Consider the following 16,471-nt stretch of genomic DNA (forward strand, 5'->3'; position numbering starts at 1 on the left):
GTGACCTACCTGCGGACCCAGCGCTGATAGGCGTCCAGGTCGACGTTGCTGCCGCAGACGATGGTGACCACGTGGCGTCCGGCGAACCGGTCAGGGTCTTCCAGGACGGCGGCGACGCCGAGGGCCGCCGAGGGTTCGGCGACGAGCCCCGCGTGCTCCAGGAGCATCCGCATGCCGGCGATGATCGACGCCTCCTGGACCAGGACGGCGTCGTCAGCCACCTTGAGGAGGTCGTCCAGGACCACCGGGATGGGGCACCGGCCGGCGACGCCGTCGGCGATGGTGTCGGTGGAGTCGGTGGTGATGACCCGGCGCTCGTGCCACGAGCGGGTCATCGCGGGTGCGCCGAGGGGCTGTACGCAGATCACCTCGACCGCCGGCAGCAGCGTCTTCAGGACATGACCCACGCCGGTGGCCATGGCGCCACCGCCCAGGGCGATCAGGACGGTGTCGAAGGAGGGCGCCCCGCTGGCCAGTTCCAGGCCGATGGTCGCCGCGCCCTCGCAGGTCTCGATGTCCAGGCTGTCCTCGACCAAGCGGATGTCGCGCTGTCGCGCGATGCTCGCCGCCCGCTCGCGGGCCGTGTCGAAGTCGCCCTCCACCAACTCCAGCTCCGCGCCCAGCGCACGGATCCGATCAAGCTTGGCGGTGGGCGCCCGGCGCGATGCCACGACCGTCACGTCGAGGCCACGGCGGCGACCCGACCAAGCGAGCGCCTGGCCGAGGTTGCCGGCGCTGGCGCACACCACGGCTGCCCGGCCCTGGCCGGTCAGCAGGCTCGCGACGAGTTCGGTGCCCCGGCCCTTGAAGCTGCGCACCGGGTTCGCCGTTTCCAGCTTGATGCTCACCGTGCAGCCGAGCCGGCCGCCCAGCGCGTCGCACTCGTACAGCGGTGTGTCGAGGAATGTCGGGTCGATCGCCTGGCGAGCCGCGCGGATCCGGTCAAGGCGGAGACGCGTGTCGAGCACGAACGGATCATCCATGACTCCAGATTTCACCACTGACAGCGCCATCCCGCCTAACCCCCGCTCCGGAACCACCACTCGCGGGACAACGTCCTGGAAGAACTGCTCGACGAGGATCGCCGATGCGGCCGCCGCGAAGCTGCATGGCCTACGCTCCGACCCATGCGCACCGTGTTCGTGTTCCCCGCCGGTGAGCGCGCTGAGACCGTCGCCTCCATCGATCGGCACCTGTCCCGACAGCGCGGCCTCAACATCGACATCGACGACGAGCGGACCGGCTACCTCTTCTCCGACTGGGATCCCCAGGACGTGGCAGCCCTCGAAGCGGCCGTCGGACACCACCCCACCTGGGCCGTGCAGATCGACGTCTCCGGACGGATCGACGGCACCGCGGAGGTCCACCACGTGGTCGCGCTCCTGCTCGAACACGGAGGCGTGGCAATGGACGACTACTCCGCCCACCCCTGGACCCTGCGGGAGATCGAGTCCGGGACAGTGATCGACGGTCTTCGTTTCTTCGACTTCCGGGCCCACCACGAACTCAGCCGATCTGATGAGCGTTCCTGAGCAGTCCTTTCTGGGGTACGCCTACAAGCGGATGGACGTGACGATGCCGCCTGCGTGCAGTCCCTGGACGGGCAGATCCAGATTTCGGCGGTGTTCGGCGATGATCTCTACATCCTGCATGCTCGGTCGGCATACCCGGGACATACCACCCGTCGTTACGATCACGCTTCATTACGTACGCGACGGAAGGCGGCTTAAGTGAGACCTCGGAACCACCGGCTCGGCGCTGCCTGCGTGGCACTGGTTGCCGGCTGCGCCACGCTGTCTGCCACGGCGGCGGGCACCGCGACTGCGACGAGCGCCGCGGCGGACACTCTGAGGTTCACCTACGAGAACGGCGAGATCTCCTCGGGTACCGCACTCGAGGTCAACGCATGCTGCAGTCACTCGCTCGGGATCAGTTCCCTCGGGCGGACCGGTGAGCACGCGGTCATGAGCCAGCTGAAATACGGCGATCCGCAGGTCGAGGGTGGAATCAGGGCGGAATCGCACACGCTCCGCAACACGGCCGGCCACTTCAGGTCGGGCACCACGGCCTACTACGGGTTCAGCATCTACATCCCGAGCACGTGGGAGAAGGACTCCAGGGAGGAGATCGTCTTCCAGTGGAAGCCGTGGCGCGACAAGTGCGAGGCGCAGAAGTGGCCCAGCGCGTTCCTCACCGTGCAGCCCACCGGCACATTCCAACTGCGCGTCAACTCGGACGGCAACCGCTGCTCGACGTCCGCGTCCCTCAAGAAGACCAGCTACAACCTGGCCGACGTGCAGGTGGGGCGGTGGCACGACTTCGTGTTCCACATCAAGTGGAGCCACGGCAGCGACGGCGCCCTCACCGGCTGGCATCAGACCCACAAGACGCCTGGCTGGAAAAAGGTGGTGAGCGCCACCGGGGCCAACACCTTCAACGACGACGCCACGACCAAGGGCTATCTGAAGTGGGGGCTCTACAAGCCCGCATGGAACACCGCACCGACCCTCGTCAAGAACCGAGTGATCTTTCACGACAACGTCGCCGTGGGCACGTCGTTCAACGCGGTCAACCCCGCGAAGAACTAGGCACAAGGGGGTGCGGGGGAGCTCGGCTCCCCCGCGCAGCACGGTCCGAGGTGGAGACGCGCGTAGCGTGCCCGACCGAGGCCGTGCCGTTGGCTCAACCGGCCAGCCAGGCGGTGGTGTCGGGGGGCAGGGCGCCGTCCTCCAGCGGACCGCTGGTCAGCAGCACCTTCCCCGCCGGTAGCCGGACGGCCTCCGGTCCCAGGTTGGTCACGCAGGTCAGGCCGGAGTCGCGGGTGAAGGCCAGCACGGCCGGGTCGTACGGGAGCCAGTGCAAGGTCCCGTCACCCAGCAGTTCCCGCCGCAGTCGCAGCCCGGCTCGGTAGAGGTTGAGCATGGAGTCCAGGTCGGCGAGCTGGGCCTCGGCCGAGAGTTTGCGCCAGCGCTCCGGCTGGGGCAGCCATGGCTGGGCGGCTCCGGGGCTGAAGCCGAACGGGGGTTCGTCACCCGACCAGGGCAACGGCACCCGGCAGCCGTCCCGGCCGGGGTTCGTGCCGCCGGAGCGAGCGTACATCGGGTCCTGGCGCAGGTCGTCCGGCAGGTCCTCGACCTCCGGCAGACCCAGCTCCTCCCCCTGGTACACGTACAGGCCGCCGGGCAGGGCCATCGCCAGCAGGGCGGCGGCCCGAGCGCGGCGGTAACCCAGCTCGGCGTCGGAGGGGGTGCCGTGCAGGGCGCCGCCGTGGGCGAAGCTGGTGTCGGCGCGGCCGTACCTGGTCACCGGTCGGGTGACGTCGTGGTTGGACAGCACCCACGTCGGCGGGGCGCCGACGGGGGCGTGCGTGGTGAGGGTGAGGTCGATGACCCGGCGCAGCTCGGCGGGGTCCCACGGGCAGGACAGGAAGTCGAAGTTGAAGGCGGTGTGCAGCTCGTCGGGGCGCAGGTAGCGGGCGAAGCGCTCCTGGTCCGGCAGCCATACCTCGCCGATCAGGACGCGCTCGTCGTAGGAGTCGGCGACCTGCCGCCAGCGGCGGTAGACGTCGTGCACGCCGTCGAGGTCCTCGTAGGCGGTGTCCGACTTCAACAGCAGGGCCGCCGAGTCGATGCGGACGCCGTCGACGCCGCGTTCGAACCAGAACCGGAGCACGTCCTCGAACTCGGCGTGCACCTCCGGATTGTCCCAGTTGAAGTCCGGCTGTTCCGGCGCGAACAGGTGCAGGTACCACTGGCCGTCCGGCACCTGGGTCCAGGCGGGGCCGCCGAAGATGGACTGCCAGTCGTTCGGCTGGTCACGGAACCAGAAGCGATCCCGGGTCGACGGGTCGGTCAGGGCCTCCTGGAACCAGGCGCTGGCCGTGGAGCTGTGGTTCGGCACCACGTCGATGATGACCTTGATGTCCAGATCGTGGGCCTCGGTGATGAACGATTCCGCCTCGGCGAGAGTGCCGAAGACCGGCTCGATGTCGCGGTAGTCGGCCACGTCGTAGCCGCCGTCGGCCATCGGCGACGGATACCACGGGTTCAGCCAGATGGCGTCGGCGCCGAGGTCTTTCAGGTAGGGCAGGCGGGATCGGAGCCCGGCCAGGTCGCCGACGCCGTCGCCGTTGCCGTCGGCGAAACTGCGCAGGTAGACCTGGTAGATCGCGGCCCCCCGCCACCACGTGTTCGGCATGCTCATCCTTTGATGGATCCGGCGGTCAGGCCCGCCATGATGTGACGTTGGAAGATGAAGAAAACGATGATCGTCGGAATGCTCGCGACGACCAGGCCGCCCATGATGGCGTTCTGCGTGACCATGCCCGCGGTCTGCGACAGGCCGACGCTGAGCGTCATCATGTCGCTGTCGGTCATGACGAGCAGCGGCCAGACGAAGTCCTTGAAGGAGGTGACGATGGTGAAGATGGACACCACGCCGAGGATCGGCCGGGAGATCGGCAGCACCACCGACCACAGCACCCGCAGCGAGCCGGCGCCGTCGATCTGCGCCGCCTCGATCAGCTCCCTGGGGATCGAGTCGAAGAAGCGCTTGAGCAGGAAGATGTTGAACCCGTTGGCCGCCGCGGGGAACCACAGCCCCCACGGGTTGTTCAGCAGGCCCAGGTCCACCACCGTGACGTAGAGCGGGATCAGCACGACCATGGCCGGGATCATCAGCGTGGCCAGCATCGCGCCGAGGATCACGCCGCCGAACATCGGCCGCAGCTTCGACAGCGCGTAGGCCGCCGACACGTCGACCGCCATGCAGAACAGCCAGCCGCCGAAGGAGTAGTAGGCGGTGTTCCACAGCAGCGTGCCGAGGTCGAACAGGTCCCACGCCTCGACGTAGGCGTCCAGGGTGGGCTCGGCCGGGAAGAGCGTCGGCGGCATCTGGGCGATCTCCTCGCCCGTCTTCATGGCGCCGGTGATCATCCAATAGAGCGGGAAGAGGAAGACCAGCGTGAAGCTCACCACGACCGTGACCAGCACGGCCCAGTAGATCCGCCTGCCCCACCGGCTGTTCAGCTGGAGCGGGGAGATGATCGTACGGAACTGTGACTCGATCGGCCTGCCACGCCTCCGCCTGGCCCTGCCGTGCCGGGTGCCGGCCCGGGCACCGACGGAGATCATGTCTTGTCCTCCCGGGTGAGCCGGAGCTGAAAGGCGGCGAAGGCGAGCAGCACGATCATGAGCATCATGCCGAGCGCGCCCGCGGCGCCGTAGTTCTGGTACGTGAAGGCGTACTGGAACAGCAGGTAGGCGACGGTGACGGTGGAGTTCTCCGGGCCGCCGCCGGTGAGCATGTACGGCTCGATGAAGACCTGCATGGTGGCCACGATCTGGAGCATCAGCATGAGCAGCAGGATGAGCCGGGTCTGCGGGATCGTGACGTGCCTGATCCGTTTCCAGATGCCGGCCCCGTCCAGCTCGGCGGCCTCGTACAGCTCCGGCGGGATGTTCTGCAGGGCGGCGAGGTAGATGAGCGTGGCACTGCCCATGTTCATCCAGGTCGAGACGATGACCAGGGAGATCAGGGCGGTGGTCGGGGAGTCCAGCCAGGCCAGGCCGGGCAGCTGGAAGAAGCCCAGGATCTGGTTGAACAGCCCGGGCCCAGGGTCGAAGAACCACCTGAACAGCAGCACCGCGACGATCGGCGGCAGCATGACCGGAAGGTAGACCACGAACCTGAGGTACGCCCGGGCGTGGCGCAACTCGTTCAGCACGAGGGCGACGGCGAACGGCACGACGTAGCCGCAGACCAGCGCGAGGAACGTGAACTGCAGGGTGGCCAGCCAGGCGTCGGCGAAGGCCGGGTCGCTGACGGCGTAGCCGAAGTTGTCCAGCCCCACCCAGGTGGGCGGGTCGATCAGGTTGGTCGACTGGAAGCTCAGGATGAACTCCCTGGCCATCGGGTACCAGGCGAACACCGCGAAGCAGAGCAGCGCCGCGCACAGGAACCCGTAGGCCGTCAGATTGCGCCTCAGAACCGGCATACAGGTCAGCCCTTGGCGGCCAGCACGGCGTTCGCCTTGGTCTCGGCGTCGGCGAGCAGCTTGTCGATGTCGGCGTCCTTACGGCTGAGCACGCCCGACATGACCACGTCGAGGATGGCGTAGAGCTCCTGCGCGTGCGGCGGCTCGGCCTTCGGCGGGATGGTGGCGGCGGCCTGGACGTACGGCTCGTAGTTCTCGACCGGGAGCGAGGCGTTGGCCTTGCGGTCGGCCTGGATGGCCTTGCCGGTGGCCGAGTCGCCGTAGACGTCGTTGTCGGGCACGCCGACGGGGTTGCCGATGGTCTTGCCGCGGGCGAAGTCGAAGCGGCCCTTGCCGACGGTGTTGTAGCGGAAGTCGAGCCACTGGAGCCCGGCCTTCGCCTCGGCGGGCGTGGCCTTCGGGTTGACCATGAACGCCTCACCGCCGCTGAGCGACGCCTTGGCCTCGGGGAAGCCGGTGATGCCGTAGTCGGCGACGTTGCCCTTGAACTTGTTGACCACGTCGGTGACCACGTCGGGGGCGCCGAGCATCATGCCGACCTTGCCGCTGCCCATGGCCATCATCAGCGACTCCCAGCCGACCAGGAGTTTGTTGCCCATGCTGTTGTCGGTCCAGCGCATGTCGTGCAGGGTCTGCAGGACGGCCTTGCCTTCGGGTGAGTTGAAGGCGGCCTGCTTGTCGTCGGGGGTCAGGATGCTGCCGCCGCGGCCGTAGATGGCCTGGGTGAAGTGCCAGCCGCCGGTGTTGCCGCCGGAGTACTCGCCGTAGCCGACGTGGCCGGCGCCGAGCCCGGCGATCTTCTTGGCGGCCTCGCGGATCTCGGCCCAGGTCGTGGGGGGTGTGTTGGGGTCGAGGCCGGCCTCGGTGAAGAGCTTGCGGTTGTAGACCAGGCCGACGCCGTAGTGCACGTTCGGGACGCCGTAGATCTTGCCGTCCTTGGTGACCAGCTCGCGCACGTCGGAGCGGAGGTCGTTCCAGTTCTTGATCTCGCCGGTGTACGCCGTGATGTCCAGGGCCTGGCCCTTGGCGATCACGTCGGCGTAGTTGGTGACGGGCACCACGAAGACGGTCTCCATCTGGCCGCCGGCCAGCTTCGGCCCGAACGTCTTGGGGTCGAAGCACGGCTGCTGGTCGGTGCTCTTCACGGTCACGCCGGGATGCGCCTTCATGAAGGTCGCCACGTCGTCGTCCCACGCCTGGCGCTCCTTGGGCGCCGACTTGGCGGGCTGGCAGGCGACCGTGATCGTCACCTGCTCGGCCTCACCGGCCGAGGGCGTGGCGGGCTCTCCCGACCCACAGGCGGACAGGCCGAGCGCGGTGACGACTAAGAGTCCTGTGGATCTCTTCATTGATCTGACCCTTCTGATGCGAGGTGCCCACACCATAGGATCGCCAACGGAAGTCCGCAAGATTTGGACGGACTATTGCAAGATAACGACTGAGTTACGAGGCGCGGACCCTCGCGGTGGAGGCCCGGACGACCAGCTCCGGCTCGAAGAGCAGCTCGTCCGCCGACACCGCGGCCTTGTCGATCTGGGCCACCAGCAGGTCGACCGCGGCCCGGCCCATCGCGTCGATCGGCTGGCGGACCGTGGTCAGCGGCGGGTCCGTGCAGTTCATCAGGGCGGAGTCGTCGAAGCCGATCACCGACACGTCGCCGGGCACGCTCAGCCCCGCGCGGCGGGTGGCCCGTATCGTGCCGAGCGCGAGCAGGTCGCTGGCGCAGATCACCGCGGTCACGCCGCGCCTGAGCAGCCGGGTCGCCGCGGCGTGCCCGCCTTCGAGCGCGAACATGGTGTGCTCGACCAGCTCGGGGTCACCCCCCTCGGCCAGGAAGGTCGCCAGCTTGCGCCGTGACGGCATGTGGTCCTTGGGGCCCAGCACCATGCCGACGCGCTCGTGGCCCAGCGCCCGGAGGTGGCCCAGCGCCATCTCGGCGGCCACCACGTCATCGCACGACACCTGCGGGAACTCCAGGCGCTCCACTGCGGCGTTGACCAGCACCGCCGGCAGCTTGCGCTCGTGCAGCAGCTCGTAGTGCCCGTGCGCGGCGTCCGCCTGGGCGTACAGGCCGCCGGCGAACACCACGCCGCTGACCTGCTGCTGCAGCAGCAGGTCCACGTAGTCGGCCTCGGACACGCCGCCGACGGTCCTGGTGCAGAGCACGGAGGTGAACCCCTGCTGGGCCAGGGCGCCGCCGACCACCTCGGCGAAGGCGGGGAAGATCGGGTTCTGCAGCTCGGGCAGCACCAGGCCGACCAGGCGGGCACGGTCGCCGCGCAACTGGGTGGGGCGCTCGTAGCCGAGCACGTCGAGCGCCGTCAGCACGGCCTCACGGGTGGCGTCGGACACCCCTGGCTTGGCGTTGAGCACGCGGCTCACGGTCGCCTCGCTCACCCCGACCTTCTTGGCCACGTCTGCGAGTCGTCGCGTCATGCGCAAACTATACGACAGAATGCGCAAACGCTTGCAACCGCTTACGTTGATTCGACAGCAGGCGTTGCGCGGGGCGGGAGATGTACGGCATGGTCCTTGACCAGGACCGAAGACGACCGAATGGCCGCAGCTGTCAGTCAATTACTTGCGCAATATCGTCCAAATATTGCTGAGTTCTGCTGGACATCTTATGGTGCGCCCAACCGCACTTCTTCGAAGGGCAACCCCCCCATGAGAGCACTCTTAGCCGCCCTCACCTTGGTCATCTCCGTCCTCGCCGCCCCCGCCGCGGCCGACAGCAACCTCGCGGCGGGCCGGACCGCCATCGCCAGCGGCCACGCCGACGTCTACCGGGCCGCCAACGTCACCGACGGCGACCAGGCCACCTACTGGGAGTCTCCGAACAACGCCTTCCCCCAATGGGTCCAGGTGGACCTGGGCGCCACCGCCACCATCGACGGCCTCACCCTCAGACTGCCCACCGGCTGGCCCGGCAGGACGCAGACACTGAGCGTCGAGGGCAGCACCGACGGCACGGCCTTCACCACGATCAAGCCCTCGGCCACCTACACCTTCGCCCCCACCGCCACGATCGCCGTGAGCGCGAGCGCCCGCTACGTCCGCCTGCGGTTCACCGCCAACACCGGCTGGCCCGCCGGCCAGCTCTCGGAGTTCGAGGTGTACGGCGACAGCGGCACGAATCCGGAACCGGGGGCGAACCTGGCGATCGGCAAGCAGATCGACGCCTCCTCCCACACCCACACCTACGTGGCGGCCCAGGCCAACGACAACGACCTGGACACCTACTGGGAAGGCGCCGCCTACCCGAACACGCTGACCGTGCGACTCGGCGCCAACGCCGACCTCACCTCGGTGGTACTCAAGCTGAACCCGGCCCCCGCCTGGGCCAGGCGCACGCAGACCGTCCAGGTGCTCGGCCGCGACCAGGGCGACAGCGACTTCACCACCCTCGTCCCGCAGGCCACGTACACCTTCGACCCCGCCTCCGGGAACACCGTGACCATCCCGGTCACCGCCACGGCCGCCGACGTGCGGCTGCGAATCACCGCCAACTCCGGCGCGCCGGGCGGGCAGGTGGCCGAGTTCCAGGTCTTCGGCGCCCCGGCGGACAACCCGGACCTGACCGTCACCGGGCTGGCCTCGACCCCGGCCGCACCCACCGAGACCGACGAGATCGAGCTGTCGGCCACGGTCAGGAACACCGGCACCGCCGCCTCGGCCGCCACCTCCGTCGCCTTCTACCTGGGCGACGACCAGGCCGGCAGCGCGGACGTCGGCGCACTGGCCCCCGGCGCCTCGGCCACCGTCTCCGCCGACGTCGGCACGCGGGACGCCGCCGCCTACGCGGTCAGCGCCAAGGTGGACGAGGACGAGGAGATCTTCGAGCAGGACGAGACCAACAACACCGCCTCCGGCACCCTGAGCGTACGGCCCGTCGACACCGCCGACCTGGTCGCCGCCCCCGTGGCCTGGACCCCGAGCAACCCCGCCCGGGGCGACACCGTGACCTTCTCCGTGGCCGTCAGGAACCAGGGCACGCGGGCCAGCAGCGGCGGCTCCCACGGCATCACGCTCACCGTGACGAACCAGTCCGGCGACGTCGTGCGGACCCTCACCGGCGCCACCGGCGGCGTGCTCGCCACCGGCGCCACCAGCGCACCGGTCGATCTCGGCACCTGGACCGCCGCCGACGGCCGGCACACGGTCAAGGTGGTGCTCGCCGCCGACCCTGAGGAACTGCCGGTCAAACGGGACAACAACACCAGCACGCAGCCGCTCTTCGTCGGCCGCGGCGCGAGCATGCCGTACGACATGTACGAGGCCGAGGACGCCACGGTCGGCGGCGGCGCCACCCGCCTCGGCCCGAACCGGACCGTCGGCGACCTGGCGGGCGAGGCGTCCGGACGCCGTGCGGTGACGCTCGGCGGCACCGGCTCCTACGTCGAGTTCACCACCCGCGCCAGCACGAACACGCTGGTCACCAGATTCTCCATCCCGGACGCGCCGGGCGGCGGCGGCATCGACTCCACCCTGAACGTCTACGTCGACGGCGTCTTCCACAAGGCCATACCCCTGACCTCGCGCCACGCCTGGCTGTACGGCCCGGAGGCGGAGCCGAACAACGATCCCTCCTCCGGCCCGCCCCGGGCCATCTACGACGAGGCCAACATCATGCTGAACGCCACCGTCCCGGCGGGCAGCAGGATCAAGTTGCAGAAGGACGCGGCCAACACCTCCACCTACACCATCGACTTCGTCAACTTCGAGCAGGTCGCGCCGCTGGCCAACCCGGACCCGGCACGCTATGCCGTACCGGACGGATTCACCCACCAGGACGTACAGGAGGCGCTCGACCGTGCGCGCCAGGACAGCGCGCTCACCGGCGTCTACCTGCCCCCGGGCGACTATCAGACGGCGAACAAGTTCCAGGTGTACGGCAAGGCCGTCAGGATCGTCGGGGCCGGCCCGTGGTACACCCGCTTCCGCGCGCCCGCCGGGCAGGCCAACACCGACGTGGGGTTCCGTACCGAGGCGTCGGCCAACGGCTCTACCTATGCGAGCTTCGCCTACTTCGGCAACTACACCTCGCGCATCAACGGGCCGGGCAAGGTCTTCGACTTCAGCAACGTGTCGGACATCACGATCGACGACCTGTGGGTGGAGCACCAGGTCTGCATGTACTGGGGCACCAACACCGACGACATGGTCATCAAGAACTCGCGGATCCGGAACGTGTTCGCCGACGGGCTCAACATGACCAACGGCAGCACCGGCAACCTGGTCTCCGACATCGAGACCAGATCGACCGGCGACGACAGCTTCGCGCTGTTCTCCGCCATCGACAACAACCAGGGCGAGCAGCACGGCAACGTCTACGAGAACCTCACCTCGCTGCTCACCTGGCGAGCCGCGGGCGTGGCCGTCTACGGCGGCTACGACAACGTCTTCAGGAACATCTACGTAGCCGACACGCTGGTCTACTCCGGCATCACGATCAGCTCGCTGGACTTCGGGATCCCGATGCACGGCTTCGGCGCCGACCCGCCCACCCGGTTCGAGAACATCTCCCTCGTCAGGGCCGGCGGGCACTTCTGGGGGGCGCAGACCTTCCCGGCGCTGTGGGTGTTCTCGGCGTCGAAGGTGTTCCAGGGCATCCGGGTCAGCGACCTGGACATCGTGGACCCGACGTACTCGGGGATCATGTTCCAGACGGGATACGACACCGGCGGCCGGCCGCTGAACCCGGTGACGGACACCGTCTTCGACAACGTCTCCATCAGCGGGGCGCGCAAGAGCGGCGACGCCTTCGACGCCAAGTCCGGCTTCGGCATCTGGGTCAACGAGATGCCCGAGACCGGCCAGGGCCCGGCGGTCGGCTCGGCCACCTTCACCGGCCTGCGGTTCAGCGGCAACGCGCAGGACATCAGGAACACCACCTCGACCTTCACGCTCGACATCGACTAGAGCTCGCCTGAAACGCGACTAGAGCTCGGCCCTGGTGGGCAGCCCCTGCCAGTCACTCGCGCTGGTCACCGCGGCGGCGCTCAGCAGCGTCCCGCGGTGCAGGCGCTCGGGCGGGGTCAGCCCGTCCAGGGCCGCGCTGATGTACCCGGCCACGAACGCCTCCGCCGAACCGGAGGTGTCCACCACCGGCACCTGCGGGCCCGGCGCGTCGTAGCGCATGCGGTCCGACCGTACGCTCGCGCCCTTCGCGCCGCGGTCCACCACGACCTCGCGCTCGGGCGTGAGCGCGGGCTTGACCAGGTCCAGCTCGTCCTGGTGGACGAAGAGCAGGTGGGAGTCGCAGGCCAGCTCGGTCAGCGCCTCCTCGGCCTCGCGGACCGATTCCCACAGCTCGGGCCGGTAGTCGACGGCGAAGGAGATCATCACCTCGGCGTTCCTGGCCGCGCTCACCGCCGACCGCACCGCCTCCAGCGGGTCCCGGCCGAGCGCCGCCGTGACGCCGGAGACATGCAGCATCTTCGACGCCCCGATCCGGTCGATCGGCACGTTCCCGGGAGTCAGCGCCGACCCGGCCGAGCCGGCGCGGAAATGGGTGGTGCGCGGGTCCAGACCCACCCGCGTGTCACGCAACACCAGGCCGGTACGACCACCCTGCGTCACCCGCATGTCGGCCACGTCGACGCCCTCGCCCCGCAGCACGGTCAGCACCCGCGCGCCCAGCTCGTCGGCCCCTACTTTGCCCAGGTAGGCACAGGTATGGCCGAGTCTGGCCAGGGCGACGGCGAGGGTGAATTCGGGGCCGCAGACGTCGAGTCTGGCCTCATGTTCGTGCCGGACACGGCCGCTGGACACGACCCCGAGCGCCTCGCCCAGGGTGTAGACGTCGATCATGGACACAGACTGTAGTCGGTCAAGGTCACATCAAAATTTTTTTGCGGCGACAGTGCAGGTAACGGCCGTGATCCAATCTTTCCCACAACTTTAGACAACCTTTTCCCCATACTGTGGCTCTAAGCAGTAAAGGGTTCGGCCATCCCGGGCCGACTCCAAAGCGATACGGGGAGAGGAATCAGCACCCTCATGCGTAAGCTCGCTGTAGGAATCATCTCCGCCCTGGCCGGCGGAACAATGTTGATGTCCGGTGGCGTCGCCACCGCCAGCACCACCACCACGGCCGACCCTGAGGTCGAGATCGTCGACATCTCGCCGAACCCGGTCGAGGTCGAGTGGCGCGGTGAGACGACCGCCAACTTCAAGGTCAACGCGACCTCGGACGTCGAGAAGGTCGAGCTCACCGTCTCACCGGCCACCCGCAACGCGCGGACCATGGCGGCCAAGGAAGTCAAGCCGCTGGAGGACTGGCGCTTCTCGGTGCCGTTCAACTACCGCGACTACGAGGGCAAGTGGCGGGCCACCGCCGTCGCCTTCGACAAGGACGGCAAGCGGGTCGCCGAGGACTCGTCGTTCTTCTCCGTGGACGTCCAGAAGCGCAGGTCCAAGGACGACACGCGGATCATCGGCTTCGAGGCGTCGCCGTCCAAGACCTTCAAGGGCCGGACGGTCCGCTTCTCCGGCCGCCTCCTGGTCGAGGACGGCAGGCGCTGGGACACCCTGAGCCACGCCAACGTCTCCATCTACTACCGGGCCAACGGCTCCAGTGGCTGGAAGTGGGTCGACTCCGACAGGACCGACCGTCGTGGCAAGTTCTACGCCCAGACCCGCGCGTGGAAGAGCGGCAGCTACAAGGCCGTGTACAAGGGCAGCTGGCGGACGGACGACACGTCCAGCCGCAGCGACTACGTGCGCGTCTACAGCTGGCGCCGCTAGTCAACCCTGAGTGAGGGCCCGGCCGTCGGCCGGGCCTTCGCCGTCTCCGGAGGCAACTCCGGAGGGTTCTCCAGAGGCTTCTCCGTGAGAGGCGGCGTCCCGGGGGTAGCGTCCGCACCATGGGTGACGACGTGCTGCACGAACTCGACCGGTTCGACCCGTTCGACATCTTCGACGCCGAGGCGGCCAGGCTCGACCGCTTCTTCGCCGGCCTCGACGCCGACGGCTGGCAGCGTCCTTCCCGGGCCGCCGGCTGGTCGGTCCGCGACGTGCTCGGCCACCTGGCGGGCGAGGAGCTCTACAACCAGGCCTGCCTCGACGGCACCCTGCCGGACCTGTTCTCCCTGATGGAGCGGGAGGGCATCAGCGGCTACAACGACTTCAACGAGTGGTGCGTACGGCAGCGTCGCGACGTGCCGGTCGAGGAGGTCCTGCGGGAGTGGCGCGCCAAGAACGGCGACACCCGCCGCCGCATGCGCGAGCTCGGCCCGGACGCGTCGCTGGAGACCATGGCCGGCCCCTACCCGGTGGGCAGGCAGGCCTTTCACTACGACTCCGAGTACGCCACCCACGCCGACGACGTGGGCGCTCCCGTCTCCGACGAAGAGGCTGAGGACCGTACGCGCTGGCGGACCGCGATCGGGCGGTTCGCGCTGGCCGAGAGCGAGTCCAAGGCGCAGGTGGAGCAGACCGCCGAGCAGATCTGGGTGTCGGCCGGCGGGGTGAGCGCGTCGCTGTCGCCGCCGGAGTTCGTCGAGGCGACGGTGGGCCGCCTGCCCGAAGGCCACCCGCTGGATCCGCGGCTCGTCTCGGCCCTGCGCTGTCTGGCCTGACTCATGATGTGGCTACGCAACCGCGCGGGCACCGAGCCCACGACCGCACGCAGCCCCGTGTGCGTCCGCAGGATCCTGTCCCTGGCAGCGCTCGTGCTCGCCACCGTGGCGGCCGTCTTCTTCGTCTCGCGGGCGCTGAGCACCGGCGAGGAGGTCTGGGTCTGGGAGGCGGCGATCGCGGCCGCTGTGGCCGTCATCGCGGCCGTCGACCTGCTGGTGCTCAGGCACCGCCGCTCACGCCGTCGCGACGGCCAGCACCAGCAGTAGGAAGGTCAGCACCACGACCACCACGATGAGCCACACGCGACCGGGCTGTCGACCGGACTGGCGACCGGACAGCCGGCCGGGCTGCCGGCCGCGCGAGTGGCCGCGCGGCCGCTCGGGATCGGCTCGCGGGGCGGGCTCGTCGCCGGGGATCGGGATCGCGTCCCTGGCCCGGGGCAGCTCGTCGGCCCGGGGCACCTCGTCGTCCTTGCGCCGGGCCGGCACGCCGTCCGACTCGATCTCGTTGATCGCCGCGACCCTCTTGGCGAGCTCCGGGTCATCCTGCTCCAGAGCCTGCTCGATTTCAGCGAGGATGCGGCGCTCCTTCCCAGAGAGACTCATTGTGCGATCACCATCGCTCCCACGCCGGTAAAGCCCTTGTACCCGCTGGTAACTAGGACATGCGGCCTCTTCGGTGAGGAAAGGGAGTGAACGTCGAAGCCCCCGCCCACCGGGCTTGGACAAGCCGGGCGGAACGGGGGCTACGAGCTCTCGCGTCACATCTTGCCGTAGCGCTGCTTGAAGCGCTCGACCCTGCCGGCGGTGTCCAGCACGCGGCCACGGCCGGTGTAGAACGGGTGGCTCGCGGAGGAGACGTCGACGTCGACGACCGGGTAGGTGCGGCCGTCCTCCCACTCGACGGTCTTGTCGGTGGACACGGTGGACCGGGTCAGCATGGCGAAGCCGACGCTGGGGTCACGGAAGACGACCGGCCGGTAGGACGGGTGCAGGTTCTTCTTCATGCCCCCTCCAACTCGATGGCAACGGTTTTCATTCCCGTGCTTCGGGATCCAGTCCGAGGACCGAGCGGCCGCCGTCCACGGGCAGGGTCACGCCGCTCACGAAGGAGGCCTCGGGCGAGAGCAGGTACGCCACCGCGGCGGCGATCTCGGCCGTGGTGGCGACCCGGCCCAGTGGGTGCAGCCGGGCCATCTCCCCCTCGATCCCGGCCGCCTCCGCCCCCCGCCCGGCCAGGAACCGCTCGTAGCGCTCCGTCGCCACCGAGCCCGGCGCCACCGCGTTCACCCGGATGCCGCTCTTGCCGTACTCGACCGCCAGCGCTCTGGTCAGGGCCTCGACGGCGGCCTTGGCCGTCGAGTACGGCAGGCTGCCCGGGACCGCCCTGCGCGCCTGGTGCGAGGTGACGTTCACGATGGCGCCCGCCGTACCCGAGGCCAGGAAGCGGCGCACCGCGGTGGCGCAGCCGACGACGGCCAGGTCGAGGTTGGCCGTGATCAGCGCGCGGACCTCGGCGATCGGGGCGGAGTGGACGGAGGCATCCCCGAAGACGGCGGCGTTGTTGACCCAGCCCGAGAGCATGCCCGCCTCCTCCGCGAGGTCGGCGGCCCGGCCGGCGACGGCCTCGTCGGCAGCGTCCCCGATCACCGGGACGACCCGGGGACCGGCCCAGTCGAGTGCGCCCGGGTCGCGTTCGACGGCGACCACGGTGTCCTTCTCCCCCAAAAGCCGCTGCACGACGGCTCGCCCGATACCTCGTCCTCCACCGGTCACCACATAAGACAGGCTCATATCGGTCAGCCCTTCCCCCTGACGTGACCGCAATCACCGCATTTCCGGGCATTCCGGGAAAGTGATGGTCGCGTACCGGCGATCACTCAGCTGATCGGAT

16 protein-coding genes are annotated in these 16,471 nt (G+C 69.0%); 6 read left to right on the forward strand and 10 right to left on the reverse strand.

Translation table 11 applies throughout. The features are described from left to right. Positions 1-5: 5 nt before the first annotated feature. Complete coding sequence (locus ACIBQX_RS30460; RefSeq protein ID WP_397010457.1) at positions 6-983, reverse strand: threonine/serine dehydratase; 978 nt, start codon at positions 981-983, stop codon at positions 6-8. 144 nt (positions 984-1,127) lie between these two features. Here ACIBQX_RS30460 and ACIBQX_RS30465 point away from each other — a divergent pair, with 144 nt between their 5' ends. Both ACIBQX_RS30465 and ACIBQX_RS30470 read left to right on the forward strand, forming a co-directional pair. Continuing rightward, positions 1,128-1,532: a hypothetical protein gene (locus ACIBQX_RS30465; RefSeq protein WP_397010459.1), complete on the forward strand. Its 405-nt coding sequence runs from the start codon at positions 1,128-1,130 to the stop codon at positions 1,530-1,532. A gap of 234 nt (positions 1,533-1,766) precedes the next feature. Next, positions 1,767-2,588: a polysaccharide lyase gene (locus tag ACIBQX_RS30470; RefSeq protein WP_397010461.1), complete on the forward strand. Its 822-nt coding sequence runs from the start codon at positions 1,767-1,769 to the stop codon at positions 2,586-2,588. A gap of 94 nt (positions 2,589-2,682) precedes the next feature. Here the strand turns inward: ACIBQX_RS30470 and ACIBQX_RS30475 are convergent, their stop codons facing one another. The 5 genes from ACIBQX_RS30475 to ACIBQX_RS30495 form a co-directional block, all read right to left on the reverse strand. Next, positions 2,683-4,197 (reverse strand): glycoside hydrolase family 13 protein, encoded by a 1,515-nt coding sequence (locus tag ACIBQX_RS30475; protein ID WP_397010463.1) that lies wholly within the window; start codon positions 4,195-4,197, stop codon positions 2,683-2,685. 2 nt (positions 4,198-4,199) lie between these two features. Beyond that, positions 4,200-5,132, reverse strand: a complete 933-nt coding sequence (locus ACIBQX_RS30480) for a carbohydrate ABC transporter permease (protein ID WP_397010465.1) — start codon at positions 5,130-5,132, stop codon at positions 4,200-4,202. Beyond that, positions 5,129-5,995 carry a carbohydrate ABC transporter permease gene (locus tag ACIBQX_RS30485; RefSeq protein WP_397010467.1) on the reverse strand — a complete coding sequence of 289 codons (867 nt, stop codon included), beginning with the start codon at positions 5,993-5,995 and terminating at the stop codon, positions 5,129-5,131. The genes ACIBQX_RS30480 and ACIBQX_RS30485 overlap by 4 nt, the downstream gene beginning before the upstream one ends. Before the next feature lie 5 nt (positions 5,996-6,000). Next, positions 6,001-7,344 (reverse strand): ABC transporter substrate-binding protein, encoded by a 1,344-nt coding sequence (locus ACIBQX_RS30490; protein WP_397010469.1) that lies wholly within the window; start codon positions 7,342-7,344, stop codon positions 6,001-6,003. A 94-nt stretch (positions 7,345-7,438) separates the two neighbouring features. Continuing rightward, entirely contained in the window at positions 7,439-8,431 is a 993-nt protein-coding gene (locus tag ACIBQX_RS30495) for a LacI family DNA-binding transcriptional regulator (RefSeq protein WP_397010471.1), read from the reverse strand. A 231-nt stretch (positions 8,432-8,662) separates the two neighbouring features. Here ACIBQX_RS30495 and ACIBQX_RS30500 point away from each other — a divergent pair, with 231 nt between their 5' ends. Continuing rightward, positions 8,663-11,917, forward strand: a complete 3,255-nt coding sequence (locus ACIBQX_RS30500) for a discoidin domain-containing protein (RefSeq protein WP_397010473.1) — start codon at positions 8,663-8,665, stop codon at positions 11,915-11,917. 18 nt (positions 11,918-11,935) lie between these two features. Here the strand turns inward: ACIBQX_RS30500 and ACIBQX_RS30505 are convergent, their stop codons facing one another. Beyond that, the gene (locus tag ACIBQX_RS30505; RefSeq protein WP_397010475.1) at positions 11,936-12,808 is read right to left on the reverse strand and encodes a sugar kinase; all 873 of its coding nucleotides are present in this window, start codon (positions 12,806-12,808) and stop codon (positions 11,936-11,938) included. 189 nt (positions 12,809-12,997) lie between these two features. Between ACIBQX_RS30505 and ACIBQX_RS30510 the strand changes: the two genes are divergently transcribed. The 3 genes from ACIBQX_RS30510 to ACIBQX_RS30520 all read left to right on the forward strand — a co-directional run bounded on the left by ACIBQX_RS30510 (position 12,998) and on the right by ACIBQX_RS30520 (position 14,844). Next, entirely contained in the window at positions 12,998-13,744 is a 747-nt protein-coding gene (locus ACIBQX_RS30510) for a hypothetical protein (protein ID WP_397010477.1), read from the forward strand. Between the two features lie 119 nt (positions 13,745-13,863). After that, the gene (locus ACIBQX_RS30515; RefSeq protein WP_397010479.1) at positions 13,864-14,577 is read left to right on the forward strand and encodes a maleylpyruvate isomerase family mycothiol-dependent enzyme; all 714 of its coding nucleotides are present in this window, start codon (positions 13,864-13,866) and stop codon (positions 14,575-14,577) included. Between the two features lie 3 nt (positions 14,578-14,580). Next, a complete protein-coding gene (locus tag ACIBQX_RS30520) occupies positions 14,581-14,844 on the forward strand; it encodes a DUF6343 family protein (RefSeq protein WP_397010481.1) in 264 nt (87 codons plus the stop codon). On the opposite strand, the gene ACIBQX_RS30525 is transcribed toward ACIBQX_RS30520, so the two are convergent. The 3 genes from ACIBQX_RS30525 to ACIBQX_RS30535 all read right to left on the reverse strand — a co-directional run bounded on the left by ACIBQX_RS30525 (position 14,812) and on the right by ACIBQX_RS30535 (position 16,371). Continuing rightward, on the reverse strand, positions 14,812-15,183 hold the full coding sequence (locus ACIBQX_RS30525; protein WP_397010483.1) for a DUF3040 domain-containing protein: 372 nt from the start codon (positions 15,181-15,183) through the stop codon (positions 14,812-14,814). The genes ACIBQX_RS30520 and ACIBQX_RS30525 overlap by 33 nt on opposite strands. A gap of 155 nt (positions 15,184-15,338) precedes the next feature. Next, positions 15,339-15,584, reverse strand: coding sequence for a type B 50S ribosomal protein L31 (locus ACIBQX_RS30530; protein ID WP_397010485.1), 246 nt, complete (start codon positions 15,582-15,584; stop codon positions 15,339-15,341). Positions 15,585-15,612: 28 nt separating this feature from the next. After that, on the reverse strand, positions 15,613-16,371 hold the full coding sequence (locus ACIBQX_RS30535; RefSeq protein ID WP_397010487.1) for an SDR family NAD(P)-dependent oxidoreductase: 759 nt from the start codon (positions 16,369-16,371) through the stop codon (positions 15,613-15,615). Between the last annotated feature and the right edge of the window lie 100 nt (positions 16,372-16,471).

Origin of the sequence: Nonomuraea sp. NPDC049714, from assembly GCF_044465295.1 — a bacterium.
Classification (GTDB): Bacteria; Actinomycetota; Actinomycetes; order Streptosporangiales; family Streptosporangiaceae; genus Nonomuraea.